Annotated in this window: 25 protein-coding genes; 10 read left to right on the forward strand and 15 right to left on the reverse strand. The window is 68.5% G+C overall.

All coding sequences use genetic code 11. From position 1 onward, the window contains the following. Nucleotides 1-417, reverse strand: a 417-nt coding sequence (locus tag DSP71_RS23575) for a DMT family transporter (protein WP_258546373.1), incomplete at its 3' end; no start/stop codon positions are given. 46 nt (nucleotides 418-463) lie between these two features. On the opposite strand from DSP71_RS23575, the gene DSP71_RS10615 reads away from it, so the two are divergent. Continuing rightward, nucleotides 464-1063: a TetR/AcrR family transcriptional regulator gene (locus DSP71_RS10615; RefSeq protein ID WP_113681065.1), complete on the forward strand. Its 600-nt coding sequence runs from the start codon at nucleotides 464-466 to the stop codon at nucleotides 1061-1063. Nucleotides 1064-1072: 9 nt separating this feature from the next. Here DSP71_RS10615 and DSP71_RS10620 read toward each other — a convergent pair whose 3' ends face one another. Next, on the reverse strand, nucleotides 1073-2428 hold the full coding sequence (locus tag DSP71_RS10620; protein ID WP_181800721.1) for an MFS transporter: 1356 nt from the start codon (nucleotides 2426-2428) through the stop codon (nucleotides 1073-1075). A 99-nt stretch (nucleotides 2429-2527) separates the two neighbouring features. Here DSP71_RS10620 and DSP71_RS10625 point away from each other — a divergent pair, with 99 nt between their 5' ends. After that, nucleotides 2528-2893, forward strand: a complete 366-nt coding sequence (locus DSP71_RS10625; RefSeq protein ID WP_046747643.1) for a helix-turn-helix domain-containing protein — start codon at nucleotides 2528-2530, stop codon at nucleotides 2891-2893. Between the two features lie 41 nt (nucleotides 2894-2934). Here the strand turns inward: DSP71_RS10625 and DSP71_RS10630 are convergent, their stop codons facing one another. Together DSP71_RS10630 and DSP71_RS10635 are read right to left on the reverse strand one after the other, a co-directional pair. Next, on the reverse strand, nucleotides 2935-3786 hold the full coding sequence (locus DSP71_RS10630) for a hypothetical protein (protein WP_113681067.1): 852 nt from the start codon (nucleotides 3784-3786) through the stop codon (nucleotides 2935-2937). A gap of 27 nt (nucleotides 3787-3813) precedes the next feature. Beyond that, nucleotides 3814-4194 carry a hypothetical protein gene (locus DSP71_RS10635; protein ID WP_113681068.1) on the reverse strand — a complete coding sequence of 127 codons (381 nt, stop codon included), beginning with the start codon at nucleotides 4192-4194 and terminating at the stop codon, nucleotides 3814-3816. Nucleotides 4195-4319: 125 nt separating this feature from the next. Between DSP71_RS10635 and DSP71_RS10640 the strand changes: the two genes are divergently transcribed. From DSP71_RS10640 to DSP71_RS10650, 3 genes are read left to right on the forward strand one after another with little or no spacing between them, the layout of a single operon-like run. Then, complete coding sequence (locus tag DSP71_RS10640) at nucleotides 4320-4985, forward strand: response regulator transcription factor (RefSeq protein WP_061016657.1); 666 nt, start codon at nucleotides 4320-4322, stop codon at nucleotides 4983-4985. Further along, nucleotides 4982-6367 (forward strand): HAMP domain-containing sensor histidine kinase, encoded by a 1386-nt coding sequence (locus DSP71_RS10645; protein WP_113681069.1) that lies wholly within the window; start codon nucleotides 4982-4984, stop codon nucleotides 6365-6367. The genes DSP71_RS10640 and DSP71_RS10645 overlap by 4 nt, the downstream gene beginning before the upstream one ends. 59 nt (nucleotides 6368-6426) lie before the next feature. Then, nucleotides 6427-7674 (forward strand): LCP family protein, encoded by a 1248-nt coding sequence (locus tag DSP71_RS10650; RefSeq protein WP_113681070.1) that lies wholly within the window; start codon nucleotides 6427-6429, stop codon nucleotides 7672-7674. A 15-nt stretch (nucleotides 7675-7689) separates the two neighbouring features. Here the strand turns inward: DSP71_RS10650 and DSP71_RS10655 are convergent, their stop codons facing one another. From DSP71_RS10655 to DSP71_RS10685, 7 genes are all read right to left on the reverse strand, one after another. After that, complete coding sequence (locus DSP71_RS10655) at nucleotides 7690-8988, reverse strand: MFS transporter (protein ID WP_113681071.1); 1299 nt, start codon at nucleotides 8986-8988, stop codon at nucleotides 7690-7692. A 137-nt stretch (nucleotides 8989-9125) separates the two neighbouring features. After that, on the reverse strand, nucleotides 9126-13244 hold the full coding sequence (locus DSP71_RS10660) for a PQQ-dependent sugar dehydrogenase (protein ID WP_258546374.1): 4119 nt from the start codon (nucleotides 13242-13244) through the stop codon (nucleotides 9126-9128). A 261-nt stretch (nucleotides 13245-13505) separates the two neighbouring features. Beyond that, nucleotides 13506-14258, reverse strand: coding sequence for an ABC transporter ATP-binding protein (locus tag DSP71_RS10665; protein WP_046747639.1), 753 nt, complete (start codon nucleotides 14256-14258; stop codon nucleotides 13506-13508). Beyond that, nucleotides 14248-15027, reverse strand: coding sequence for an ABC transporter ATP-binding protein (locus DSP71_RS10670; protein ID WP_046747638.1), 780 nt, complete (start codon nucleotides 15025-15027; stop codon nucleotides 14248-14250). The genes DSP71_RS10665 and DSP71_RS10670 overlap by 11 nt, the downstream gene beginning before the upstream one ends. After that, nucleotides 15024-16139 carry a branched-chain amino acid ABC transporter permease gene (locus DSP71_RS10675; RefSeq protein WP_257021918.1) on the reverse strand — a complete coding sequence of 372 codons (1116 nt, stop codon included), beginning with the start codon at nucleotides 16137-16139 and terminating at the stop codon, nucleotides 15024-15026. The genes DSP71_RS10670 and DSP71_RS10675 overlap by 4 nt, the downstream gene beginning before the upstream one ends. Further along, nucleotides 16123-17007, reverse strand: coding sequence for a branched-chain amino acid ABC transporter permease (locus tag DSP71_RS10680; RefSeq protein ID WP_046747637.1), 885 nt, complete (start codon nucleotides 17005-17007; stop codon nucleotides 16123-16125). The genes DSP71_RS10675 and DSP71_RS10680 overlap by 17 nt, the downstream gene beginning before the upstream one ends. 7 nt (nucleotides 17008-17014) lie before the next feature. Then, nucleotides 17015-18250, reverse strand: coding sequence for an amino acid ABC transporter substrate-binding protein (locus DSP71_RS10685; protein WP_058630709.1), 1236 nt, complete (start codon nucleotides 18248-18250; stop codon nucleotides 17015-17017). Nucleotides 18251-18377: 127 nt separating this feature from the next. Between DSP71_RS10685 and DSP71_RS10690 the strand changes: the two genes are divergently transcribed. Beyond that, nucleotides 18378-19406: a LacI family DNA-binding transcriptional regulator gene (locus DSP71_RS10690; RefSeq protein ID WP_113681073.1), complete on the forward strand. Its 1029-nt coding sequence runs from the start codon at nucleotides 18378-18380 to the stop codon at nucleotides 19404-19406. A 47-nt stretch (nucleotides 19407-19453) separates the two neighbouring features. On the opposite strand, the gene DSP71_RS10695 is transcribed toward DSP71_RS10690, so the two are convergent. Next, nucleotides 19454-20956: an arylsulfatase gene (locus DSP71_RS10695; RefSeq protein ID WP_113681074.1), complete on the reverse strand. Its 1503-nt coding sequence runs from the start codon at nucleotides 20954-20956 to the stop codon at nucleotides 19454-19456. Nucleotides 20957-21043: 87 nt separating this feature from the next. Further along, nucleotides 21044-21937, reverse strand: coding sequence for a formylglycine-generating enzyme family protein (locus DSP71_RS10700; RefSeq protein WP_113681075.1), 894 nt, complete (start codon nucleotides 21935-21937; stop codon nucleotides 21044-21046). A 77-nt stretch (nucleotides 21938-22014) separates the two neighbouring features. Between DSP71_RS10700 and DSP71_RS10705 the strand changes: the two genes are divergently transcribed. Both DSP71_RS10705 and DSP71_RS10710 read left to right on the forward strand, forming a co-directional pair. Beyond that, nucleotides 22015-22326, forward strand: a complete 312-nt coding sequence (locus DSP71_RS10705; RefSeq protein ID WP_046747632.1) for an NIPSNAP family protein — start codon at nucleotides 22015-22017, stop codon at nucleotides 22324-22326. Between the two features lie 2 nt (nucleotides 22327-22328). After that, entirely contained in the window at nucleotides 22329-22901 is a 573-nt protein-coding gene (locus DSP71_RS10710) for a GNAT family N-acetyltransferase (RefSeq protein ID WP_113681076.1), read from the forward strand. A gap of 49 nt (nucleotides 22902-22950) precedes the next feature. Here the strand turns inward: DSP71_RS10710 and DSP71_RS10715 are convergent, their stop codons facing one another. After that, nucleotides 22951-23451, reverse strand: coding sequence for a MarR family winged helix-turn-helix transcriptional regulator (locus DSP71_RS10715; RefSeq protein ID WP_113681077.1), 501 nt, complete (start codon nucleotides 23449-23451; stop codon nucleotides 22951-22953). A gap of 96 nt (nucleotides 23452-23547) precedes the next feature. Between DSP71_RS10715 and DSP71_RS10720 the strand changes: the two genes are divergently transcribed. After that, nucleotides 23548-24648, forward strand: coding sequence for an LLM class flavin-dependent oxidoreductase (locus DSP71_RS10720; RefSeq protein ID WP_082682510.1), 1101 nt, complete (start codon nucleotides 23548-23550; stop codon nucleotides 24646-24648). A gap of 11 nt (nucleotides 24649-24659) precedes the next feature. Next, a complete protein-coding gene (locus DSP71_RS10725; RefSeq protein ID WP_113681078.1) occupies nucleotides 24660-25313 on the forward strand; it encodes an NADPH-dependent F420 reductase in 654 nt (217 codons plus the stop codon). On the opposite strand, the gene DSP71_RS10730 is transcribed toward DSP71_RS10725, so the two are convergent. Further along, nucleotides 25314-26042: SDR family NAD(P)-dependent oxidoreductase (locus DSP71_RS10730; RefSeq protein ID WP_113681079.1), on the reverse strand; the 729-nt coding region annotated here is incomplete at its 5' end.

Raw genomic sequence — 26042 nt, forward strand, 5'->3', positions numbered from 1 at the left:
GGCTCCGACCACGAGTCCGAGCCACTGCGCACCGCGCACACGCAACCCGAGCAGCGGCCCGACGAGGACCGCGACGATGAGCGGCTGCACCGCATCGATCAGCGCGGTCGTTCCGGTCGCGACCCCCGCGGCGATCGCCGCGTAGACCGACACGCAGTACCCGAACTGCGCGAACAGGCCGATGAGCGCCTGCCGCCCGAGATCCGCCCGGCTCACGCCTCGCGCTGCCCCTGTGGCGGCGACGGCCACGAGCAGGACCACGGCCAGCGGCACGAATCGCCAGACGAGCAGTGTCAGGGGAGAGACGGCGTCGACGGCGATCGCGGGCACGAGGAATCCGGAGCTCCAGGTCACCACGAACGCCGCGGCCGCCAGAACCGTCGCCATGCCGTGAAGTAGACCGATCTGTTTACTCATCTGTGCGACTATACAGGTCTGTTTACTCAACGGCTATAGTGGAGGCATGGCCGTCCCGGTACCCGAACTCGCCCCGCTCACGCCGGGCGCCACACGCGTGCTCGACGCGGCGTCTCGCCTCTTCTACGAGCGCGGCATCCACGCCGTCGGTGTCGACACGATCGCAGAGGCGGCCGGGGTCACGAAGAAGACGCTCTACGACCGGTTCGGGTCGAAGGAGGCCCTGGTCGTCTCCTACCTGCAGCACCGCGACGCCCTGTGGCGCGCCCACGTCGCACGACACCTGGAATCCGTCTCCGGACCCGGGGTCGAGCGGGTGCTCGCCGTGTTCGACGCCGCGATCACCTGGTCCGACGAGTACAGCCCGAAAGGGTGCAGCGCCATCAACGCGAGGGCGGAGATCGGCGACGGCCACGACGGTCACCCGGTCTTCCCCGAGGTGTCGCGCCAGAAGGCGTGGCTGCTCGACCTCTTCCTCGAGCTGTGCCGCGAGGCCGGGGTCACCGAACCCGAGCTGATGTCGAAGGCGATGATGCTGCTCTACGAGGGCGCGATCGTCACGGTCGGCATGGAGACGTTCAGCGAGCCGTTCGTCGTCGCACGGCGACTCGCGCGCTCGACCCTGGTGGAGCAGGATCGAGGCTGACCCGCCCCCTCAGCTGTTCGAGGGGCGAGGAACCCTGCGACGCAGGAGCGGCACGACGGCGGACGCCACCACGACGATCGCGGCGGCGAGCGCAGCCGTGCCGAAACCGCCCGTCGCGACGACGGCGATCGTTCCGAGCACCGCGATGCCGAGACCTCCACCGAGGGCGAAGCCGACCTCCTGGATCGCTCCGACCTGTCCGGCGTCGTCTTCGACGGTGACGTCGAACAGCGCCGTCGCGGCGAGCGTCGCACCGATGCCGAACCCCAGACCGACGAGCACCAGCGGAGCAGCCACGACCTCGGGGTCGGTGAACAGCCACAGCATCCCGACCGCCTGCAGCAGGAGCGCACCCACGGTCAGGGTCTCGGTCCGCAGCCAGCGGAGCGCGATCGGGGCGATCACCCCGCCGATGGCGATCGCGGCGGCCTGCGGCAGGATCGCGAGGCCGGCCTCCGCCGCGGGCCAGCCCCTCGTGTCCTGCAGATGCAGGCTGACGAGCAGGACGGACGCCGAGGACACCCCGCTGGCGACGAGGATGCGGGTGATCGCGGGACTGAAGCCGGGGATCGCGAACAGGCGCATGTCGATGAGCGGTTCGGGCAGTCGGCGCTGGCGCAGGATGAAGTACACGAGGCTGCCGACAGCGACCACCGCGGCGATCACCGCCGGCACGGGGGCGGCGAGCGCCTCATGCAGTGCGAAGGCGAGTGCGCCGAGGGCCACGATCGACGTGACGATGCTCGGGAGATCCCACGACGGCGTCCGCGAGCTGCGGGAGTCGGGCACCAGCCACACGGCCAGCACTCCGGCGAGCGCCGCCAGCGGGACGCTCCCCAGCAGCAGCCAGCGCCACCCTGGACCCTCCGCCAGGAGTCCGCCGAGAACGGGACCGAGCGCGCTGCCGACTCCGAAGGTCGCGGTCCACAGCCCATAGGCGAGCACCCGCTCCCTGGCGTGATACTTGGCCCCGATCGTGGCGACCACCCCGGCGACGACGAACGCCTCGGCCACACCGAGGAGCGCCCGGATCACGATGAGCAGCAGACCGCTCTGCGCGAATCCGCCCACCGCGTTGAGCACGGCGAATCCGCCGAGACCGATCAGCACGATCCGTTTGCGCCCGAAGGCGTCGCCGATCCGCGCAGCGAGGATGAGGGTGGCGGCGAGGGAGAGTGCATAAACGTCGGCCAGCCAGAGCCCCTCGGTGTCGCTGAGTGCCAGCTCGCCGCGGATGGCCGGGAGCGCCGTGGAGACGCTGCTGATGGCGAGGGCGCCGATGAGTATTCCGAGGAGCAGGGGCACCATCGCGAACCAGAGACGGAGGGTCGAACGCGACGGGGACTGAGTGGGGGTGGAAGTCACGTGCTCAGTCTGTAAAGTACAGACAGAAGCTGCAAGTACTGTCATTTCTGTCATGTACTGACACTTCGGATACCGAGAAGGACGACAGAGGAGCGTGCGATGCGGGAGAAGACCGAGCGGATCGTGCGCGAGTGGTCGGAGTCATGCGATGCGGAAGTGTCCATCGCTGTGCTCGGCGGCGCCTGGAAACCGAGCATCCTCACGCTGCTGGGCGAGCACGAGGTGCTGCGGTTCGGGGAACTCGGCCGCCTGTTGGAGAACCCGACAGCCCGCGTGCTCACCCGACAGCTGCGCGAGCTGGAGGAAGACGGCCTCATCACCCGCACCGTCTACCGGCAGGTGCCGCCGAAGGTCGAGTACCGCCTCAGCGAGCTGGGCACGAGCGCGACGCCCCTGCTCGTCGAGTTGACGCGGTGGGGCACGCAGTACGCCGAGCAGCAGCGCGCTGCGACGACCGTCTCCTGAGCCCGCGGTGTGAGTTCGCGGGGTGGGTTAGCGGGGGCCGGTCACTCGCTGTCGAGGAAAACCCCGACGCGATCGGCCTCGTACACGAACTGCAGCGCCGTCCCGTCGGGGAAGCGCTCGGTCAGCTCCTTGGGCATGTTGGTGTCGAACGGCACCTCGACGGTCGCGGGGAACGCGCCGACGGCGCACCCCGTGTACATGGGCCCGTCGTAGGTCCAGCCGTTGGACGAGTCGAAGTCGTCCTTGTCCGGCACCTGATCCGCTCTGGCCACCGTGAGGCAGTCCGAGCCGACCGAACCGTTGTAGTAACCGCCTGAGCTCTCCACGATGACCAACCCGTAGAAGTCGAACACCGCGGAGCTCGGACCCACCCCCATCCATCCGGCCGGGATCACCACGTCGGAGGTCGCGTCGAGCGTGGCGATCTGCGGAGCGCCGGCGGAGGAGGCGACGGGGGTGACCTTCACCAGGGCGAACGTGACGGCAGCCGACATCGCTGCCGCCGCGACGATCGCGACCACCCACAGGATCCTCGTCGTGCGCACCGAGAACCACGCCGCCAGACGCTCGGCGGGTTCCGCCGTCGGCGGGGCCGCATCGGCGTCGTCGGCCGAGGTGTCGAAGACGCCGAGCGCATCGCCTTCCGCGTCCTCGGGCTGTCGCCTCGACCGTCTGGCGCGGCTCACCGGTTCCGCAGCGCGCGTCGGCTCCGAGTCGATGGTCTCCATCGCCGGTGCGGGCGGGACGACGTCCTCGGCCCTGGGCCTCGGCTGTCTCCGTGCCTCCAGCTGCTGGAGCCGTCGGAGTGCGGCGGGATCGTCCTCGATGTCCGCCGTCGGACCATAGGCGCGGGCCCGGAGGGCGCGAAGCTCTTCATCAGCCGCAGTGCTCATCTCCGGCATCGTCTCACACGGCGGAGCTCAGCCGCAGAACGCCGAGGCCGAGTCCTTGAGCTGTTCGATCGCTTCGACCGTCTCCGGAGCCTGCAGGTCTGTCATGCCGCCGATCTGCGTGACGCCGGAGCGGATCAGATCGCCCAGCTGTCCGTCGACGTTCGCCGCGATCCCCTCGAGCGAGGCGACGAGGTCGTCGCGTGCGGCGTCGGCCTGCTCGGCCGAGACCGCGCCCTGATCGAGCAGCGCCTGGTACTGCCCGTAGGCATCGTCGATCGTGGTGCAGGTCGCCTGCACGTCGATCCCGACGGCGTCGCCCGCCATCTGCGTGACCTGCGAGCAGCCGGCGAGCGCCCCGGCACCGAGTCCGGCAGCGAGGACGAGAGGAAGGACCACGATTCGGCGCATGGCACGAGGGTAGCCGCTCGACCTGACGAGCCCCTGCGACCCGCCTCGGCGCCTCTGCTCGGAGCCTATGCACGGGCGCCGCCGTCTATCATCGCAAGCGCGCGGTGTCCGGGAGGTGGGGTGGGATGAAGATCATGCTCGTGGACGACGACGCGGAGATCCGTCTCGGTTTCACCACCGCGCTGCGACGTCGCGGTCACACCGTCGAGACCGCCGAGGACGTCGCCTCCGCACGCCTGCTCGCGGAACGCACGACCCCCGACGTCGCGATCATCGACGTCATGCTCCCCGACGGCGACGGGTTCTCGCTGTGTCGGGAGATCCGGGCGCGCTGGGGCTTCCCCACCGTGATGCTGACCGCCCGTGACGAGGATGCCGACGTCGTCGTCGGTCTCGACGCGGGAGCGGACGATTACATCGCCAAGCCGGTCAGCGTGGCCGTGCTCGAGGCACGTCTTCGGACGGTTCTGCGTCGCAGCTCCCGGCTCACCGCGGAGCCGCTGCGGGTCGGATCCCTCGAGCTGCACGAGGACTCGGCGGAAGCCCTGGCGGGGGGCGAGGCCCTGCCGCTGAGCGCGACCGAGTTCCGCCTGCTGCATGAGCTGGCGCTGAACGACGGGCACACCCTCAGCCGTTCGCGCCTGATCGACGCCGTCTGGGCGCAGTCACCGCCCGACACCTCCCGCGTCGTCGACACCGCCATCCAGCGGCTGCGTGCGAAGCTGACCGCTGCGAACGTCGCGACTCCGCAGCTGGAGACCGTGCGCGGGATCGGATACCGGCTGCGATGACGGCCCGTCGCCGGCTCACGCTCCGCACCGCCATCGCCCTCGCCCTCATCGGCAGCACGGTCGCCGTCTCCGTCCTCGTCACCGGCGTCGTCGTCTTCACCGCGGGCAGGATCGTCTACGAGTCCAGGCAGCAGGGTCTGCTCGATGAGTTCTCGACGACGGCGGATGCCCTGTTCACGTCCATCTCCACGGTGTCTCCCGAAGACACGTGGAGCTACTATGCCGAGATCCTCCCCGGCGAGACGGTCATCATCGACCTCGGCAGTGGCCGCAGCGCGGGCGAACTCCGACCGGATCAGGTGCCGGGCGCCCTGCGCATCGACGACAGCCGCCGCTCCGGCGAGGTGACCTCGCTGATGACCACGCTCGACGACCGAGAGGTGTTCTTCGTCTCCGTCGTCCGCGACGACCTCCCCCAGGACCCGAGCGGCCGCCTCGCCGTGGTCACCGCGTACTCGATGCAGCCGCAGCAGGAGCAGGTGCGGGAGCTGGTCGTCTCCGGGGTGCTCCTCAGCGCGGGCGTCGTGGTCCTCGTCGTCCTGCTCGAGCGCCTGCTGGGCGGTGCGCTGACGCGTCCGCTCCGCCGCCTCGTCGACACGGCGCGGGCTGTGGGCTCCGGCGAGGGCCCTCCGGCGTGGAAGCCGTCGTTCGACGACGTCGACCGTGTGGCCGACGCACTCCGCCTCTCTTCAGAACGCCTGGGCGACACCATCAGGCGGCTTCGACAGCGCGAGGCGGAGTCGAGGCAGCTCGTGAGCGACGTCGCCCACGAGCTGCGCACCCCCCTCACCTCGATGATGGCGGTCGACGAGATGCTCGACGACGACGAGCAGACGACGGCCGAGGAGCGAGCGGTCGCCACAGCGGTCGTGCGCACGGGGACGCGCCGACTGCACACCCTGATCGAGCACCTGCTCGAGCTCTCCCGCCTCGACGCCGGAGTCGCACGCGTGCACCGCACGACCGTGGTGCTGCACGACCTGCTCGCCGATGTGGTCGACACGACGGGAGTCGACGTCGACGAGCTGTCGGTCGCGCCGAGCCTGCGACTGCGTACCGATGCGGCACGACTGCACACCGTGGTGGCCAATCTGCTCACGAACGCCTCCCGCCACGGGCGCCCGCCGGTCGTCATCCGCGTGCGGGAGGACGGTGACGTGCTGCACATCGACGTCGGCGACCACGGGCCCGGCATCGCCGGCGCCGACAGCGAGCGGGTGTTCGACCGGTTCGTCACGACGGATCGGTCGCGCTCAGACGGCGCCGGGACCGGACTCGGACTCGCGATCGCTCGTGACAACGCCCGCCTCCTCGGCGGTGATCTCGCGCTGCTGTCCGGATCCCCGGGCGCGACCTTCCGGGTGACCGTTCCTCGGCTGTGACACTCGTGTGACATTCGTGCTCGACACTGGCTGCTCGCCGATGCCGAGAGGTCTTCCCCATGAGTCTTCCCCCGCTTCCAGCTCTGAGCCGACGGCGCCGGAGGCGCCTCCGGCGCTTCCTCACCCTGGCCGCCGTCGCGGTCCTGGTCATCGGCGGGGGCACGGTGGCCGTCGCGGCGCTCCGGCTGTCCCAGAACGTCACCACGGTCGAACTGCACCCCGCCCGTACGGATGAGCCTCCCGTCGTGGCGGATTTCGACGGCGCATTCGATGTGCTGCTCGTCGGCTCGGACGGCCGCGCGGGGCAGGGAGCCCAGTACGGAGAGGGCGGAGACGTCGAAGGCAGCCGGAACGACGTCACCCTGCTGCTGCACGTGAACGACGCTCACGACGCGGCGACCGTGATCTCCTTCCCCCGCGATCTGCTCGTCGACATGCCCTCCTGCAGCGATCCTGACACCGGGAAGACGTGGGCTGCGGGGCACCGGGTGCAGTTCAACGAGTCGCTCTCCCGCGGCGGGCTGGGCTGCGTCGCCTCGACGGTCACGGCCCTCACCGGTATCGATCTCGCCTACGCGGCGGAGATCAGCTTCACGGGCGTGATCGATGCCTCGAACGCCGTCGGCGGCGTGCCGATCTGCTTCGCCGGCCCCGTCCACGATCGCCACTCCGGACTGGAGATCCCCGAGGCCGGGACCTACGACCTCAGCGGCGAGCAGGCCCTGGCGCTTCTGCGTTCGCGCTACGGCATCGGGGACGGGAGCGATCTGGCTCGCATCTCGACCCAGCAGGTGTTCCTCTCCTCGCTCGTGCGGACGCTCCGTGACCAGTCGACCCTGACCGACCCGGTGAAGCTGTACGGCATCGCAGACGCGGCGACCAGGAATATGACGCTGTCGACCCCGCTCGCCGACCTCGGCACGCTCGCCTCGATGGCGAAGGTGTTCAGCGACCTGCCGCTCGAGAACATCGCGTTCGTGTCGTACCCGCACCTTCCCGCGGGTGACCGCGTCGTCCCCGACGAGCAGTCGGCCGCCGCGCTGATGGAGCGGGTGATCTCCGGTGAGACGGTGAGCATCAGCTCCGACCACACCGGCCGTGGCAGCGAGCTCTCCCCGCCGGCCACCCCGCCGTCCGCCGACTCCGAGGACGCGGAGACGACGCCACCGGAGACGACAAAGCCCGATACGACACCGCCCGATACGACACCGCACGATACGACACACCCCGATGCGAACACCCTGCCGTCGAACGTCGACGGGCAGAGCGCGGCCCAGGACACCTGCGTGCGTCCGAACGTCAGATAGCGCCGCCGCGACAGGTCAGTGGTCGCGTGCGGGTGGATCGAGCGGGACGCGGGAGTTCAGGATGAGCAGCGCGACGCCCCCGACGGCGGAGATCGCGGCGGGGATCCAGAACAACTGGGGAAGGCCGAGCCACAGCGAGCCGATGCTTCCCACGAAGCCTCCGACGGCGGCGTTGATCGCATAGGAGCTCATGAAGACGCTCGTGGCCATGCCGACGCGGGTGGGGACCAAGCGTTGGGCCACGGTGATGCCCAGCACTCCGAAGGTCGCGATCACGCCTGCCATCAGCACCTGCCCCACGAGGAGCGGGACGATGTGCGGCGTGATCTGGCCCGCCGCAGCATAGGAGATGTGCGCGGCGACCGCCATCAGCGCACCGGCCGTGAGCACGCGGGCGAGGCCGAAGCGCGTCGCGAGTCGTGCGGCGAACGGCATGAGGAGGAGCTCGACGAGGGGCTGGAAGCCGATGATCGCCCCGCGCACGCCGGCGTCGACGCGCAGCTCGCCGTCCATGTACAGCGGCAGGTAGGCGAGCTTCACGGTCTCACCGCACATGATGAGCACGTAGATCGCGGTGAAGACCAGGAGCGGCAACATGGAGCGCGGGTGCGGAACGGGCGGCTCGGTGGGCGAGGAGACGGCCTGGCCTGGCTCACGGATCGGCGTGGACAGCGCCCGCCGTGCCGCGGCCGAGTCGGACTTCACACCGATGAGCGGCACGAGCGAGAGCAGCACGCAGAGGCCGGTCACGAGCAGCAGGGGACGCAGACCGATGACAGCGCCAAGGACGGCGCCGATGACCGGCCCGACGATCCACCCGAACGCCATGGCCATCCGCATCACGGCGACGACCTCGTTGTCGGCGGGCGTCGGCCTGCGGTTGAGCTCGTCCCGCACCGCGGCCTGCAACTGCGCCGCCCCCGCTCCGGCTGTGCTCAGCAGCAGCATGTTGATGGCGAACGGCATCCACGCCTGCATGGCGACCGCCATCAGGACCCATCCGAGGAACCCCGCGATGGCGGAGAGCCGGAAGACCAGCAGTCGCGAGCCGGCGCGGTCGGACAGTGAGCCCACGAGGTATCCGGCGATCGGCGCGGTGAGGTTGGTCAGGAAGTAGAGGCCGGCCTGAGCCGTGGACAGATGCAGCTCCCCCACGAGGAACAGCGTGATCTGCGGGACGGTGACGGAGATCCCGATACCGGAGATGACCAGGCTGATGAAGACTCCGCGCAGGAGCCGGGAGCGGAGGATGTAGCGCGACGCGGACAGCGGTCTGCTCGACGATTCCGCGGTCTCCGAAAGCCGAGATGCCACGCAGAACCATCCTCGTGTGCCGTGCGAAAGGGGGGAACGGCCATGCTATCGAGGACGGAGCGCGTGGAGACTCGAGCCGGCGGTGCCGGCTCGAGTCTCCACTGCCGCTGTCCGGACTGCTGCTGTCCGGACGCCCGCTATCCGGCTGCGGCCGTGAGCGTGAACGGGACGGTCGCGGCGTTTCCCGCGACGTCGTACACGACCAGGGTGTTCGCCCCGGCGACGGCTCCGAAGGCTCCGGGCTTCGCGAAGTTGAGGTCGGACCAGACGTTGTCCGTCAGATCCTTCGCCACCCCGTTGAGGGTCAGTCGATCCACCTTGCCTGCGTCGTGGAGCTTGTACGACACCAGACTGTGGGCGCCGTCGGCCCCGACGGTGAACTGTCCGCCGTCCTTGACCGTGACCGTGGGGGCGGTGACATCGAGCGTGAAGTTCACGGTGGTCGTGTTGCCGGCCACGTCGTGCACAACGAGCGTGTTCGAGCCTTCCACTGCGCCGAACGCCCCTGGCACGACGCCGTTCAGGTCGGACCAGACATCGTTCGTCAGATCCTTCTCGACGCCGTTGAGCGTCAGCCGATCGATCTTGCCGGCATCCTGGAGCTTGAACGACACCTTGCTGTAGACGCCGTCACGTCCGACCGTGAAGTCGGGCCCGCTCTTGACGGTCGCGATGGGTGCGGTGGTGTCCTCGGCAGCGGCCGTGACCGAGAGGTCGCGAAGACGCCCGAAGTTGTCGAACGAGCCGAAGCCCACCCGCCCCTCGGGGAAGGTCTTGTCGTTCGCGGTCATCAGCGGGGTGTCGAGCCCGTCGACGTAGACGGCGATGTCGCCGCTGTCGGCACAACGGAGCACGCGCACGTCGTGCCACTCCTCGTCGGTGACCGCCGGCGGTGCACCGACAGCGCCGTCCCACTGGTCGTCGATCCGCTCCCGGTCGGCCTTGTCCACCTTGAAGATGCCGTTGTGCGGGTAGATCGAGTTGTCCTGCGAGAGGTGCGCGTAGTAGTACTCCGTGTCCGACTTCCACCCGAAGACGATGATGACGTCGCGGTTGTTGACCGATGCCTTCTCGTCCAGCCGCACCTGCCCGGTGAGGTCGAACGAGCCGAGCTCTTCACCCTGCGTGAGCACGGCGTACTCGAACGGTCGGCGGATCCCGTCGTTCGGGTTGGTTCCCGCCTCGGTGAGCACGACCTCGTCACCGGGGAAACTCCACTTGGCCGGAGTCCGCGGCGCCCAGTCGTCCTTCGCCATCACATCGGTGAGGGTCTCCCCGTCCGGAGTGCACGCGGGCGGGGCCGGCGGCACGACGGGCGGCACCGCGTACAGCGCGTACTGCGCGGCGACCTGTTCCGGCGTCGGCACCGTGTCGAGCAGCATGATGTCATCCATCCGTCCGTTGAACGGGTTGGCCTCCTTCGTGTTCTGCGGGAAGCTCCCGCCGATCTTGATGCCGGCCGGCGCGGTGTCTGACGTGGACCCCTCTCCCCACGGATTCGCCGCGGTGTACTTCCCCGCGAGTTCCTCGCCGTTCATGAACAGCTTCATCTCACCCGCGGCGAAGTCGAAGGTCGCGGCGAGATGCACCCACTGCCCCTTCTTGAGGATCTCGTTCCAGGGCAGGTCAGCCGCGAACGTCCAGGAGCCGGCACCGTCGACGCGGCGCCCGAGTGCCACGAGCTTGAGTTCGCCGTCGACGGTGATGACCTCGAGCAGCGCCCGCACGGCATGTCCGTCGGAGGTGCCGGTGAGCACGCCCGCGAGGCCGATGGCGTTGTACACGTCGTCGGGATTCGCGGTCCCCGAGTTCAGGGCCGGGTGGTCACCGGTCGGTTTGAACCAGCCCATGACGGACGCCTTGTCGGTATCGGCGAATCGGTCGAGCGACTCCACACCCTTCGCGTCGTAGATGCCCGCCTTCCAGTCGTCGTTCGAGGCGGTGCGCGGACTCATCTGCTGCGTCTGCAGCGCCTCGCCCGCACCCGGGTAGGCGCGATCCGCGACCCGCATCTCCACCCCGCCGTTGATCAGCGAGATGGGGGTGCCGGAGCGTCCCTGGTCGAGCTCGACCGTCGGCTTCGCGGCATCCGGGTGATCGAAGTCGTGATGCGTGACGAGGTTCGGCGCGAGCGCCGGGAGGACGAACGGGTTGGCCGGCTCATCGACCGAACGCGCACCCGTCACCTTCCAGATCTTGCCGTTCGCCTTGGACACCAGGTAGAGCTCGCCGTCGGCATCGGAGCCGAACCGCAGGTCGACACGCTTGTCGCCCACCAGCTCCTGGAACGTGGTCTCGACGCCGTCGGCGAAGACCCGCAGCTCCTCGATCGTGGCGAGGTCGGCGATGTCGCCGTCACCTCGCACCATCTCCTCCGCATCGGTGGACAGCACCCAGCCGCGCACCAGATCGGTGAAGAGGTAGCGCCCCTGCAGCTCGGGGATCTCGCCGCGGTAGACGAACCCGCCGTTCACGGCCACTCCCGCATCGCCGGTCTGACCGGGGTCGCGGTTGTGGTCGTAGGCGGCCACCGGGTAGGTGTAGCCGTTCTCGGCATCGTCCTCCGGCAGCGGGAAGATCTGTCGGTTCTCCGCCAGGAAGGAGCCTTCGCGCACCGACCAGCCGAAGTTGTCTCCCGGTTCGACGGCATAGATCGACTCGACCTGCCATTCGCCGATGTGCGCGAGGTACATGGTGTGATCGCCCTCGGTGTCCCAGCTGATGCGGTGCGGGTCGCGCATGCCGACGGCGTAGATCTCGGGAAGAGCACCGGACTCGTCGACGAACGGGTTGTCCCCCGGCACGCCGTACTCGCCGTTCTCGCTGTCGTCGCCTGTCGGATTCACGCGCAGGATCTTCCCCTGCGGCGTCGCCAGGTCCTGCGGGTTGCCGTTGCCTACACCGTTGCCGCCGTCGCCGACGAGGATGTACAGGTTGCCGTAGTCGGCGTCGCCCGCGGAAACGGTCGGGTTGAACGCGATCTGCTGCACGGTGTGCACGCGTCCGGCGAAGGGGATCCGCATGACCTCGCGGTGCGTTCCCGAGAAGGTCTCAGCGGAGGGATCGCTCGCCTTCCATTCGGTGATCACGCTGTGGAATGCCGTGGTGCCGAAGGCCGGGAAGTCGGGAGTGTCTTCGGTCAGCGCCGTGCCGCCCTCGGTGTGAACGGTGTAGAACAGCCCGTTGTCGGCGAAGTCGGGGTGGAACTCGGCGGATCCGAGACCCGTTCCGAGCCCCGCGCTGTTGTGGAAGTTGTCGATGAACTCGTTGCGGACGTTGAGGTACGGCACGTACTCGCCCGATTCCTTGTCGACCAGGTAGAGGATGTCGTTGTTGTCGGGGACCATCAGCCGACCGGAGTCGTCCGGCACCTCATCGAGGTGCGTGATGCGGTTGTGGCGCACCAGGCGCTGGTCCTGCGTGGCCGGCGTCGTCTGCGACTTCGGCAGCTGCGCGAGCTCGGTCACCTCGATGCCGAGGTCGGCGAGTGCGGGGTCGGGAAGCGGGTTGAGCAGTGGCTCGCTCGCCGTGTCGCCGGGCGCGCAGTCGCCGGGGTTGCCCGTCGCGATCGCAAGGTTCTCCCCGGTGTTGTCGACCGCGACGTCGTCGAGGAGCAGGCGCCCCGTGCTCGTGGCGCCGTTCTTCCAGAAGAACCGGTCGAGCGCGCCGTTCACGGCCTGCCGGAAGCCGAACTGCTGCTCTGTCCCCTCCGGGAGGCGGGTCTGCGCCTCGTACGCGCCACCCTGGCTGTACACGGTGACCTTGTCGGTCGCGTTGTCGGCGACGATCCACACGCACTGCCAGGCGTCCTTCGACCACACGCCGGCGGGCTTGAAGGCGCCGCCGTCGCGCACGCGCAGCACGTCGTCGTTCTGGTTGTTCACGTAGGCCCGGCTGTGCGCGTAGTCGTTCGGGGCATCCACGTCGGTGAGCCCGAACGAGGTGTCGACGCTGCCGGTGCGCAGGAACCGGAAGAACAGCGTGCCGGTGTCTCCTTCCGCGATGGCGGGGATGGCGCGGTACGACTGCTGCCCTCCCCCGACGGACTCGACGACCTGATTGTTGCCGTTCAACGGGTCGGCGATCACGCGAGGGGCGCCCGACGCCGCCCATCCGTCCTGGCCGTTCAGCGCCACGCGCTCGTACGTCTCGAAGTCGATCAGCTCGGTGAAAGGCTCCGCTGCGGTCGCGGGCGTCGCGGTCAGCAGGGCTCCGACGACGGCCGCTGCAGCGACCAGCGCACCTGTTCGTCGCACCCCGAAGGATCGAGGGGGTGGTGCCGCCGACCGGGTGCTCGAGCTTGCGGGTCGCATGATTCGTTCGTGCATCAGAAACCTCTCAACGTCGTCGTCGTGCGGTGTCGTGCCGATGGTTCGTGCCCCTTCCCCGGGGCGGCACTGCAGCGGGGAAGACGTGAAGCAGTAATGCAGTTCGGGGCGGAAGCGCTCTCGCAAGCGCTTCCGCCGAATGGACGAGAAAGGCGGAAGGAGGCAGCGACTGCCTCCTTCCGCCGAGGATCAGCCCGCGTCGGCGACCGAAGGTTTGCCGCCGAGATACAGTGCGGCCAGGGTCGGGTCGGCGAGCAGCTCGGACGCGGGGCCCGAGATGTGCACCCGGCCGAGGTCGAGGACGCACCCGATGTCGGCGGTCTCGAGGGCCCGCCGCGCATTCTGCTCCACGAGCAGCACGGCGGTCCCTGCGTCGCGCATCCGCACGATCTGCTCAAACACCTTCTCGGTCGTCTTCGGGTCGAGCCCCATCGACGGCTCATCGAGCAGAACCACCTTGGGGCTGACCATGAGCGACCGCGCGAACTCCACCTGCTTCTGCTGACCGCCGGACAGGAGGCCCGCGAGCTGCTTCCACCGCTCCCCCACGATGGGGAAGAGGTTCTGCACGAACTCGACGCGCTCCTGGATGACCTTCTGGTCCTTCAGGGTGAAGGCACCCAGCATCACGTTCTCGCCGACCGTCATCTCGCGGAAGACGCTGTGCCCCTGCAAGACGTGCGCGAGTCCGTGACGCAGCATGGACTGCGGTCCCTCGCCCGTGATGTCCCGGCCGTCGACGGTGATGTGTCCGGATCGGGGCTTGAGCATGCCGCTGGCCACCTTGAGCACGGTCGACTTGCCGGCGCCGTTCGGGCCGACCAGGCACACCACCGATCCCGGTGGCACTTCGACCGTGAGACCCCTGAGCACAAGAGCGGCACGTCCGTAGCCCGCCTCGATGTCACGCAGCTCGAGCAGGTTCTTCGTTTCAGACTCCAAGGTAGGCCTCCAGGACTCGCGGGTCTTGCTGGATGATCTCCGGCGTTCCCTCGGCGATCTGGCGACCGCGGTCGAACACCACGACGTGATCGCACAGGCTCATGACCATCTCCATGTTGTGCTCGACGATGATGAACGTCTTGCCCTCGTCGTTGAGCTCGCGCACCAGGGTGGCGATGCGTCCGATGAGGGCGGGGTTCACACCTCCGGCCGGCTCGTCGAGCATGATCGTGTCGGGTTCGCCCATGAGCACGCCGGCCAGTTCGAGCAGCTTCTGCTGGCCGTAGCTGAGGTTGCGCGCCTCGGCGTGCTCGAGGTGGTCGATGCCGACGCGCCGCAGCCAACCGCGCGCCCGCTCCAGCTCATCGGGGTCGTGGGCCGAGCGCAGCTGCTGACGGATGCTCGTGCTGCGCACGGCCACGAGCAGGTTCTCCATCACCGTCATGCGGGGGAACACCCGGCACAGCTGGAAGCTGCGTCCGATGCCCGCGCGTGCGATGCGGTCGGGTGACTTGCGCGTGATCGCCTGTCCTCGATAGCGCACTTCTCCGGAGTCCGGCTTGATCATGCCGGTCACGCAGTTGAAGAAGGTGGTCTTCCCGGAGCCGTTCGGCCCGATCAGGCCGTTGACCTTGCCCTCCTGGAACGTGACCGTGGCGCCGTCGACCGCTGTGACGCCGCCGAACGACTTCGTCATCGCGACGGTGCTGAGGCTCTCGAGCGTGGCTGTGGGCTGGGCGGCTGTGTGCTGAGCCGTGGGGGCATTCATGACGACGTCTCCTTCGTCGAGGCATCCGCTGTTCCCGTCCTGTTCTGCTCCAGCAGCTCGCCCGCGGTCACCTCACGGATCGAGGCGGCGCTCGACGACCGGGTGAAGAGGCCCTTCACCGCCGGGATGATGCCGTCCGGCATGAAGAGCACGACGATGCCGAGCAGGATGCCCGTCGCGATCAGGTGGAACTGCGTGTCGCCGAACTCGAGCTTGAAGTACTCCAGCGCGATGCCGACGACGACCGCTCCGAGCAGGGGACCGAGGAGGTTCCGCACCCCGCCGAGCAGCGCCATCAGCACCATGTACGAGCCGATCAGGATCGAGAACTGGAAGATCGGATCCAGGTCGCCGAACCAGAGGGCGTAGAGTCCGCCGCCGAGCGAGACGAACAGGGCCGACAGCACGTAGGCGATCAGCTTGTACCTCGTCGTCGGCACGCCCAGCGCCTGGGCTTTGTCCTCGTCTTCGCGGATGGACTTCAGCGCCGTGCCGAACTTCGACCGGTCGATGATCCACCACGCCACGAGGGCCACCGCGAGGAGGCCGGCGAACAGATAGTAGAAGATGCGGTGGTGCTCCGGCCGCAGCACGTCGAAAGGACGCGGGACGTTCAGTCCCTCCGATCCGCCGGTCACATCCCGCCAGCTCTGGAACACCAGGAGCATGATCAGCACGAAGGCGATCGAGACGATCACGAACGAGGCTCCGCGCACGCGGAGGGCCGCGATACCGATCGGGATCGCGATGACCGCCACGAGGACCGCGGCCAGGATCCAGGCCAGGAATCCCGGGAGGTCGAGGTACTTGATCAGCAGCCCGGTGCCATAGGCTCCGAGCCCGAAGTAGGCGGCGTGGCCGAGGGAGATGTACCCCGTGAAGCCGCCCATGAAGTTCCACCCGGTCGACAGCACGGCGTAGTTGAGGATCACCACGCCCGCCGACAGGATGTAGGGGTTCGGGGCGATGGTGGGGAACGAGAGGACGAGCGCCGCCCCCACGATCAGGAGGACGATGTTCACCCACTTCGTGGAGGTCCTGCGGACCGGGGCGGGTGGAGCGATCACGACCGTCTCGGTGGCGATCGGCTCTCGGCTAGAAACGCTGGGCAAGACGACCTCCGAAGAAACCTTGCGGACGGAACATGAGCGTGGCGAACAGGGCGACGTAGAAGATCGTCTGCGCCCACGTCGGCCCCAGCGGGAGCTGGAGCAGGCTCTGCGCGACCCCGAGCACGAGGGCGGCGATGGCGGCACCGGGGATGCTGCCGAGGCCGCCGACGACGATGATCGCCATGAGCGGGCCGATCCAGTGCCAGTGCAGCGAGGGGTAGATCGTGGCGTCGAGCGAGAGCGCGGTGCCCCCGATCGCCGCCGTCGCGAGTCCGAGCCCGAATCCGTAGCCGGCGACGCGGTCGGTGTTGATGCCGACCAGCCGTGCAGCCTCGGGGTGCTGGATCGTCGCCCGCAGCGCCTGGCCGAACTTGGTGTACTTGAGCAGCACGAACAGGAGGGCGAGGGCCACGGCCGCGAGACCGAAGGCGATGAGCTTGACCACCGGAACCTGCGCGCCGAAGACCTCGAGGCTCGCGCTCGCGTACGGCAGCGGGATGCGGCGTTGGGTGCCGGAGAAGAAGAACCCGAGCGCTCCCTCGATGATGAGCGCCACCGCGAAGGTGAGCAGCACCGACATCATGGTCAGCGTCAGGGGCTTGAGCCTCGACACCAGCAGACGCTGCATCACGACGCCGGTCACGAAGAACAGCGGCACGGTGACCACGAGCGACACCAGCGGATCGATGCCCGTCTCCCGGTTGAACCACCAGGCGAGGTAGGCGGCCAGGATGAGGAAGGCCGAGTGCGCGATCATGACGACGCGCATGATCCCGAAGTACAGCGTGAGCCCGGCCGCCAGGAGGGCGTAGAGCCCTCCCAGCAGGATGCCGAGGATCAGGCTTTGCAGCAGCAGTGCTCCACTCACGCGCAGATCACCACGTCGGCTTCGGGTACAGGAAGTCGGCTTCCTTGACGTCCTCGGGGAGGACGATCAGGATCTCGCCGTCGATCCACTGCTGGATGAGGTGGGCGCCGGTGGGCTTGCCCGTCTCGTCCCAGCTGAGGGGACCGACGACCGTCTCGACCTCGTTGTCGCGCAACCAGTCGATGAGCTTCTGCTGGCAGTCGCCCTGCTCGGCGCAGCCCACGGCCTCCACCGCCGCCGCGACGACCTGACCGGTCGTATAGGCGTTCGCCTCATCCTCGGATGGCGGGTTACCGTGCATCTCGGTGTACTTCTCGACGAACTCGACGTTGCTCGGGAACTGCGACTTCGGCGAGTAGCCGGTCGGCGCCAGGATCCCCTCGGTCGCGCCGCCGATCGCCGAAGCGAACTCCGGGTTGGTGGGAGCGGTGGAGAACGCGGCGAGCTCGGGCTGATAGTTCAGCTGCTGCAGCGCGATGATCAGGTTGACCGCGTCCTGGTACTGCGTCCCGCCGATCACGATGTCGGCGTTCGACTGCGCGATCTTCGCGGCGATCGTGGAGAAGTCGGTGGTGTTGGGCGGATAGACCTCGTTCACGAGGATCTCGACGCCCGCATCCTCGAGCTTGTCGCGCAGACCATAGGCGGTGCCCTGCGCGAAGGGGTCGTCCATCGCCGCGACGGCCGCGGTCTCGGGACGCTGGTCCTCGGGAAGGGCCAGCAGGTACTCGGCGAGGTTGTTGTAGTGGTCGTTCGCGATCGCGGGGGCGGCGTAGAAGAGGTTGTCGAAGCCCTGCTCGAAGACCTCCTCTGCGGCACCGGCCGGCTCGACGAACAACATGCCGTACTCCTGCGCGACGCGGGCGGAGGGGACGACGAGACGAGTCGAGAACGGGCCGAACACGAGGTCGACGCCGTCCTGCGCTATCAGCGACTCGTAGTCGGAGACGACCCGGTCGGCGTTGGACTGGTCGTCGAGGATCTTCAGCTCGACCTGCCGCCCGAGCAGTCCGCCGTTCTCGTTGACGATGTCGCGCCAGGCTTCGTACCCGCGCTCGACGCCCTTCCCCGGCTCCGAGAAGTCTCCGGTGAGGGGAAGCGAGATGCCGATGACGATGGGATCGTCGGCGCCACCTCCCCCACCCTGGTCGCCGGTTCCGGAACAGGCCGTAACCGTGAGCGCGGCGATCGAGAGCGTTCCGATCGCCGCAGCGATCCGTCGACCGTGTCTGGGTGCAGTCATCCGAGTCTCCTACGTCATCGTAGCGAAAGCGCTTTCGTAAGCGCTTCCGCCACTATAGTGGGACGGAAGAACGAAGAGCAACCTACAGCGCAATCAGCGTCGATCTTGCTCCTCAGGGGGAGGCTTCGTGAAGCGTGAGGGCGCGCCACGACTCATCGACGTGGCCGAGGCTGCCGGGGTCTCCCTGGCGAGTGCCTCCCGAGCGATGACCGGCGGCTCGGGCATCTCCCCCGAGGTGGCGGCACACGTGCGCGTGATCGCGAAGCAGCTCGGCTATGAGCCGAACATGCACGCACGGGGCCTGGCCGGCGGGCTCGTGCCGACCATCGGACTCGTGGTGCACGAGATCGGCGACCCGTACTTCTCCGACATCGCCAGCGGCGTCATCCGCAGTGCGACCCTCGAGAACCGCTCGGTGCAGATCGCGCAGGCCGACCGCACACCCGACAGCGAGCTCGCCCAGGTGAAGTCGCTGCTGCGTCAGCGCGTCGGCTCGATCATCATCGCGGGTTCCGGGTACGCCGACTCCGATCGCGAGCAGGGCATGTCCGAAGCGCTCCTCGACTTCACCCTCGCCGGCGGACGCGCCGCGGTCATCGGTCGACACCACCTCCCCGTCGACGCCGTGCTGCCGGACAACCACGGCGCCGGCGTCTCCGTCGGGCGTCACCTGGCCGGGCTGGGGCACCGCAGGATCGGCGTCGTCGCCGGCCCCCTCGACCTCAACACGGTCGCCGACCGCATCGCCGGTCTGCGCGAGGGCACCGACGGCACCGGCGTGGAGCTCACCGTCATCTCGCGCGCGTTCACCCGCGAAGGCGGCATCGAGGGCGCAAGGGAGCTGCTCGATCGCGACGTCACGGCCATCGTCGGGCTCAACGACGCCATGGCCATCGGCATCCTCAGCGAGCTGCGACAGCACGGCATCCGCGTGCCAGAGGAGATGTCCGTCGTCGGGTTCGACGACATCGCCGTGGCCGCCGATGTGGCCCCGGCGCTCACGACTGCGCGGATCCCCATGTTCGACATGGGCCAGCACGCGGTGTCCCTCATCCTCCGACCCGCGAGCGATGAGGCGCGCACGATCGAGACCACGCACGAGCTGATCGTGCGGGGCTCCTCCGGCCCACCGCGCACTGCTCCCATCGCGATATGACAGCCCCAGTCCGACTTCTGGCTGTCATATCGCGACGGGAGCAGTCCTCAGGAGGCGCCCGCGGTCGATGACTCCAGCTTCGACATCACCTGATTGATCGTGAAGGACGCCGACTTCTGACGGGCGGGGAACTCGGCGAGGGACTGCAGCATCCGGCCCACGTAGGCCTGCGCCGGCACGAACAGGAAGACGTGGTCGAGCACCCAGTCCCAGTAGGTGTTCGAGGTGATGTCCGCGCGCTCATACGGGTCGGTGCGCAGGTTGAACAACTTCGGGAATCTCAGCTCGATGTACGGTTCCTGCCAGACCTGCAGCGTTCCCGCGGCGCGCTGCTCGAGGAACACGAGCTTCCAGTTCTCGAAGCGCAGGGCCGTGAGATCGCCGTCGTCGGAGACGTAGAAGAAGTGCCGACGCGGACTGTGCTCGACGGCGCCGGTGATGTAGTCGAGCTGGTCATGACCATCGAGGTGCACTGTGAACTGCTCGCCGTGCAGCTCGGTCCCCGCTGCCAGCCTCTCCGCGATGTCACCGTCACCCACGGCCGCCAGCAGCGTCACGAACCAGTCGTTGTGGCTCACGATGCCGTTGAGAGTCGTCCCCGCCGGGATGCGTCCGGGCCAGCGGACCATCGCCGGCACTCGATACGCGCCCTCCCAGTTGGAGTTCTTCTCGTTGCGGAACGGCGTCATGCCCGCGTCCGGCCAGCTGTTCATGTGGGGTCCGTTGTCGGTGGAGTACATCACGATGGTGTTCTCGGCGAGGCCGAGCTCGTCGAGAAGGTCGAGCAGACTGCCGACGACGTCGTCGTGATCGAGCATCGTGTCGTGGTAGTTCGACTGCCAGCGGCCGGCACGCCCCTTGCTCTCCTCCTTGGTGTGGGTGCGGAAGTGCATATGCGTGGAGTTGAACCAGACGAAGAAGGGAGTGTCGTCCTCTGCCTGGGTACGGATGAAGTCGGCCGCCGCGTCGCGGAACTCCTCGTCGACCGTCTCCATCCGCTTCTTCGTCAGGGGGCCGGTGTCCTCGATGCGCTGGGTGCCGTCGCCGTTCGCCCAGGAATGGATGACGCCGCGCGGACGGAACCGCTCGCTGAAGCCCGGGAACTCCTCGTCGGTCGGGTAGTCCGGGTGCTCCGGCTCCTCCTCGGCGTTGAGGTGATACAGGTTGCCGAAGAACTCGTCGAAGCCGTGCGCCGTCGGCAGGTGCTCGTCGCGGTCACCGAGGTGGTTCTTGCCGAACTGTCCCGTCGCGTAGCCGTGGTGCTTGAGTGCGTCGGCGATCGTGGGGTCTTCGGGCTGCAGTCCCAGCTTCGCCCCCGGCATCCCGACCTTGGTGAGTCCGGTGCGGTACGGGTTCTGCCCCGTGATGAAGGCCGCGCGCCCGGCGGTGCAGCTCTGCTCGCCGTAGTAGTCGGTGAACTTCACGCCCTCGTCGGCGATCCGGTCGATGTTGGGGGTCCGATAGCCCATCAGACCATCGGAGTAGGTGCTCAGGTTGCTGATGCCGATGTCATCGCCCCAGATGATGAGGATGTTGGGCTTCTCAGCCATGGGAGACTCCTTGCTTCAACCGGTGAGGCGAGGGCGATCACCCTCGGTCGAAGCCAAACAGTTCCCCTCACGGAAACCCAGCGGGTCTCACTCGGAGCGGGTGAGCCGGAACCCGATGTGCGACATGCCCGTGTCCTCGGCCTGCGGCGAGCGCGCCGCCGGCCGGAAGCGCAGGCAGTAGTCGGGCGAGCAGAGGTGCGATCCGCCTTTGAGAACGCGGCGCGGGATGTCGGGGAATCCCTCCTGCGCGCTCGCGGCGGCCAGGAGGTTCGTGCGCTTGCCGGCATCGACGGGGGTGTCCGAAAGGCGGAGGTGGCGCGGGGTGTAGAAGTCGGTCGTCCACTCCCAGACGTTCGCGATCATGTCGTAGAGGCCGTAGCCGTTCGGAGGGTACGAGCCGACCGGGGCCGTGCCGCCCACCCCCTGGTTGTCGTAGGGGAAGCGTCCGAGCCACGAGTTCGCCTGCGCGACGCCGCCCGGGTAGGCCTCGTCACCCCATGCGAAACGTGCACCCTCGAGACCGCCGCGGGCCGCGTACTCGTGCTCGGCCTCGGTGGGCAGTCGCATCCCCACCCAGTCGGCGTACGCGACCGCATCCTCGAACGCGACGTGCACGACCGGATGCTGCAGCCGGTCGTCGATCGACGAGTCAGGGCCGAACGGCCGACGCCAGTACGCTCCCGGCTGCCAGCGCCACCAGTTGCGCCAGTCCCCGAGGTTCGTCGGGCCCGACGTCGGCGTGAACACCATGGCCCCGGGCACGAGGTCGGCCGGATCCGCACCGGCGAAGGCCGCGGGATCGAGTGGACGCTCCGCGACCGTGACGTACCCGGTCGCATCGACGAACTCGGCGTACTGGGCGTTGGTCACCTGGTAACGATCGATGAAGAACGAGGCGACCTCGCGCTCGGGCACCGGGCGCTCATCGGGGTAGAAGTCCTCGGATCCCATCAGGAACGTACCGCCGGGGATGTGGACCATGTCGCGGGAGTTCGTCACGAGACCGAGCGTAGTGTCCGGTTCGCCCGCGGTCCGGGTGATCTGGGAAGATCATCCGCATGATCACCGTTCATCTGCGCTACGAGATCGATCCGGACAAGCTGGACGAGTTCACCGACTACGGCCGCACCTGGATCCGTCTCGTCGAGAAGCACGGCGGCACCCACCACGGCTACTTCCTGCCGAGCGAGGGCGACAGCGACGAGGCCTTCGCCCTGTTCACCTTCCCCTCCCTCGCGGAGTACGAGGTGTATCGGACGGCATCCAAGACCGATCCGGAGTGCATCGAGGCCTTCGACTTCGCGCGCAGGACGCAGTGCATCCGTCGATACGAGCGCCGCTTCCTCAGCCCGGTCTTCGACGGAGCGTAGGCGTGGACGCACCGGCCGTCGACGTCTCCGCGCTCACGGACGTCGCCACCCTGACCACCCCACGGCTGCGACTGGAACCGCTCGGCATCGCGCACATCGACGGCGTGTGGGAGGGGCTGTTCGACGAGGAGAGCATGCGGCTCACCGGCACGCGCCAGACGTTCACCCGCGAGGCGGTCGTGCGGCATCTCGAATCGATCGGCGGCAGGGACGACCGCGCGGACTGGGCGATCATCGACCTCGAGACCGGCGGGTACGTCGGCGAGGTCGTGCTCAACGAACTGGAGGTGGACGATGCGGCGATGAACTTCCGCATCGCCCTGAACCCCGGTCGCCTCGGACGCGGCTTCGGCACCGAGGCCACGCACGCCGTTCTCGACCACGCGTTCGACCGCATCCGGCTGCACCGCGTGAGTCTCGATGTCTTCTCGTTCAATCCCCGCGCCCAGCGCTCCTACGAGAAGGCCGGGTTCCGGTACGAAGGGCGGCAACGCCACACGCTGTTCTGGGACGGCGAGTGGGTCGACTCCATCCTCATGTCGGCGCTGAGCACGGACGAGCGCCCCGCACGCTGATCGGGAGGAGACGGAAGGTCGTCCGCCCAGGCGGGACCTCTGATCGGCGCTACCGCCGACCCGGCCCGTCGTCCCCGTCCTCCCTCTCGAGGTCGAGGTGCCGACGCAGGGCGGAGGTGATGTCGTCGAGGTTCGCGAGCTGCTCCGGGGACAGCGCGTCGACGAACACGTCGCGGATGGCGCGGAGGTGCGGCACGTTCGCGGACCGGAACGCGGCGGCGCCCTCGTCGGTGAGGTGCACCTCGACCCCGTGCACCCCGTCGGCACGTGGGGCCCGTCGCACGAGGCCCCTCTTCTCCATCCGCCTGAGGTGGTGCGAGAGGCGGCTGCGCTCCCAGTCGATGAGGGCAGCGAGCTCCGACGACCGCGCCGTGTGTCCTGGCGCTTCGCTCAGGGCGAGGAGCACCTGGTAATCGCCGGTGGAGAGCGCCGACGACGTCTGCAGTCGGGCGGCGAGTCGTTCCCGCAGCGTCGCTGACGTCTCGACGAAGCCTCGCCAGACGCGCAGCTGCTCGGGTGTCGGCGTACGGCGATGACGTTCGTCGGTCATGCGACCTCCCGGGAATTGATGTGTCAATCCTACGGTTGCAGCCTATTGACACGTCAATCCGGAGTGGCCGGTGACGCGAGAAAGGTCGTGGCGGACATGAAGGAACTCGAGTTCGGACTGAACTCCTTCGGCGAGGTGGCGACGGACGCAGGCCGGGTCATGTCCGACGGCGAGACGGTACGGCTGCTCATCGACGAGGCGCAGCTGGCGGAGTCCGTCGGCCTCGACGTGTTCAGCATCGGCGAGCACTACCGCGAGGGGCAGGTGGATTCCGCGACCCCCGTACTGCTGGCTGCCGCGGCGCAGGCGACGTCGACGATCGGGCTCGGCACGTCGGTGACCGTGCTGTCGACGCAGGATCCGGTGCGGCTGTACCAGGAGTTCGCCACGGTGGACGGCATCTCGAACGGCCGAGCGCAGCTCATCCTGGGGCGCGCATCGGCGATCGAGTCGTTCCCCCTCTTCGGCTACGACATCGCGGAGTACGAGCAGATCTTCGAGGAGAAGCTCGACCTGTTCCTGCGCCTGATGCGGGAGGACAGCGTCACCTGGAACGGCACCTACCGCAGTCCCCTGGAGAACGTGCGACTGCACCCTCGGATGCCGGAGGGCGGCATCCCCGCGTGGATCGGCATCGGCGGCAGCCCCGACTCCGTCATCCGTGCCGCCGAGCACGGGCTGCCCCTCATGATGGCGATCATCGGCGGTCGTCCTGAGCGGTTCGCCGGGCACGCACGCCTGTACCTGCGCGCACTGGAGCAGTTCGGTCGGCCCGAGCTCCCGATCGGGCAGCACTCGATCGGCCTGATCGCCGACACCGACGACGAGGCCAAGAACGTGCACTGGAAGTTCTGGGAGCCGGTCGTGACGCAGATGAGCAAGGAGCGCGGCTTCTATGCACCCACCCTCGAGCGCTACCGGGAGGAGGTCGACACCGGCGCCCTCTACGTCGGCTCCCCCGAGTCGGTCGCGCACAAGGTCGCGGCGGCCGTTCGCAGCAACCACCTGTCGCGGTTCGACCTGAAGTACGACATCATGCACCTGCCGAAGGATGTGCGGGAGCGCAGCATCCGTCTCTTCGGGGAGGTGGTCGCGCCGCGCGTGCGCGAACTGCTCGCGGAGGACCCGGGAGAGGGCGCGTTCGCCGACCCCGGTCTCGCCCGCATCACGAAGGACGGCAAGGCCGTCCACGCCTGAAGGAGAGCGTCATGAACGACACGATCGAGACCATCGGGATCCTCGGCGCCGGCAAGGTCGGCACCACGATCGCACGCCTGGCGCTGGCTTCGGGCTACCGCGTGCTCATCGCCGGCTCCGGCGCTCCGGAGCGCATCGCCCTGACCGTCGACGTGTTCGCCCCCGGTGCGGTCGCGACGACATCCGAGGAGGCGGCAGCCGGAGCGGACGCCGTGATCCTCGCTCTCCCGCTCGGCAAGTACCGCACCCTTCCGGTCGAGCAGCTGCGCGGCACGCTCGTGCTCGATGCCATGAACTATTGGTGGGAGACCGACGGCATCCGCGACGATCTGAGCGATCCGCGCACCTCGACCAGCGAGCTGGTGCAGGAGCACCTCTCGGGCGCACGCGTCGTGAAGGCACTGAACCACATGGGCTACCACGATCTGGAAGACGAGGCCCGACCGGCAGGAGCGCCGGGACGGAAGGCGATCGCCATCGCCGGGGACGACGCCTCGGACACCGCCGTCGTCGCGGCGCTCATCGACAGGCTCGGCTTCGATCCGGTGGTGATGGACACCCTGGCATCGGGAGCCGCATTGCAGCCGGGCACACGCGCCTTCGGCGCCGACGTCACGGCGGCGGAGCTGCGCGGGCTGATCCCGCAGCAGGTGGCGGCGCGGTGATCAGCCCGCGGCGATCCATGGGCGGGTGAAGTCGAGCACCGCGCCGCCGTCGGTGTCGGCGAGCGAGACGCCGACGAATCGCGTCGCCCCCTCCGAGCTCTGCCAACGGAACCGGTACTCGTCCGCCAGCGCTGCGGCGGCGATGGCGGACCCTGCCGATTCCGCTGTCTGCGCGTTCGCGAAGGCGCCGGTCGTCCGTGCGATGTACGCATCCAACAGCGCGCCGTAAGGTCCACCGCCTTCCGGACGCACGGCGTTCTCGACGAAGGCACTCGCGACTGCGGCCGGCTCGATCACGCTGACCCCCACGCCGAAGCGCTCGGCGACCACCGCCAGCGATTGCATGAATCCCTCCACGGCGAACTTCGCCCCGCAGTACGCATCGGCGAACGGCTGCCCGACGGCCCCGCCCACGCTCGTCACGGTGAGGATGCGACCGGTGCCGCGCTCGCGCATGCCGGGCAGCACGAGTTTGGCGAGGTTGACCGGTGCCAGGTAGTTCACGTCCAACTGCGCCTGGATCTGAGCCATCGTCAGCTGCTCCGCGGTGGCGACGCTCCCCTGCCCCGCGTTGTTCACCAGCACGCGGATACCGCCGAGCTCGGCCTCGACCTCGGCCACCAGACGTGCCGCCGCCCCGTGGTCGACCACGTCGAGGGCGCGCACGTCGAGCTCCACGCCGGCCACGGCCGCCGCCTCCCGCAGCGCTGCGGCCTTCCCCGTGTCGCG

The sequence above is a fragment of the Microbacterium sp. H6 genome, assembly GCF_003314775.1.
GTDB classification, from domain to species: domain Bacteria; phylum Actinomycetota; class Actinomycetes; order Actinomycetales; family Microbacteriaceae; genus Microbacterium; species Microbacterium oxydans.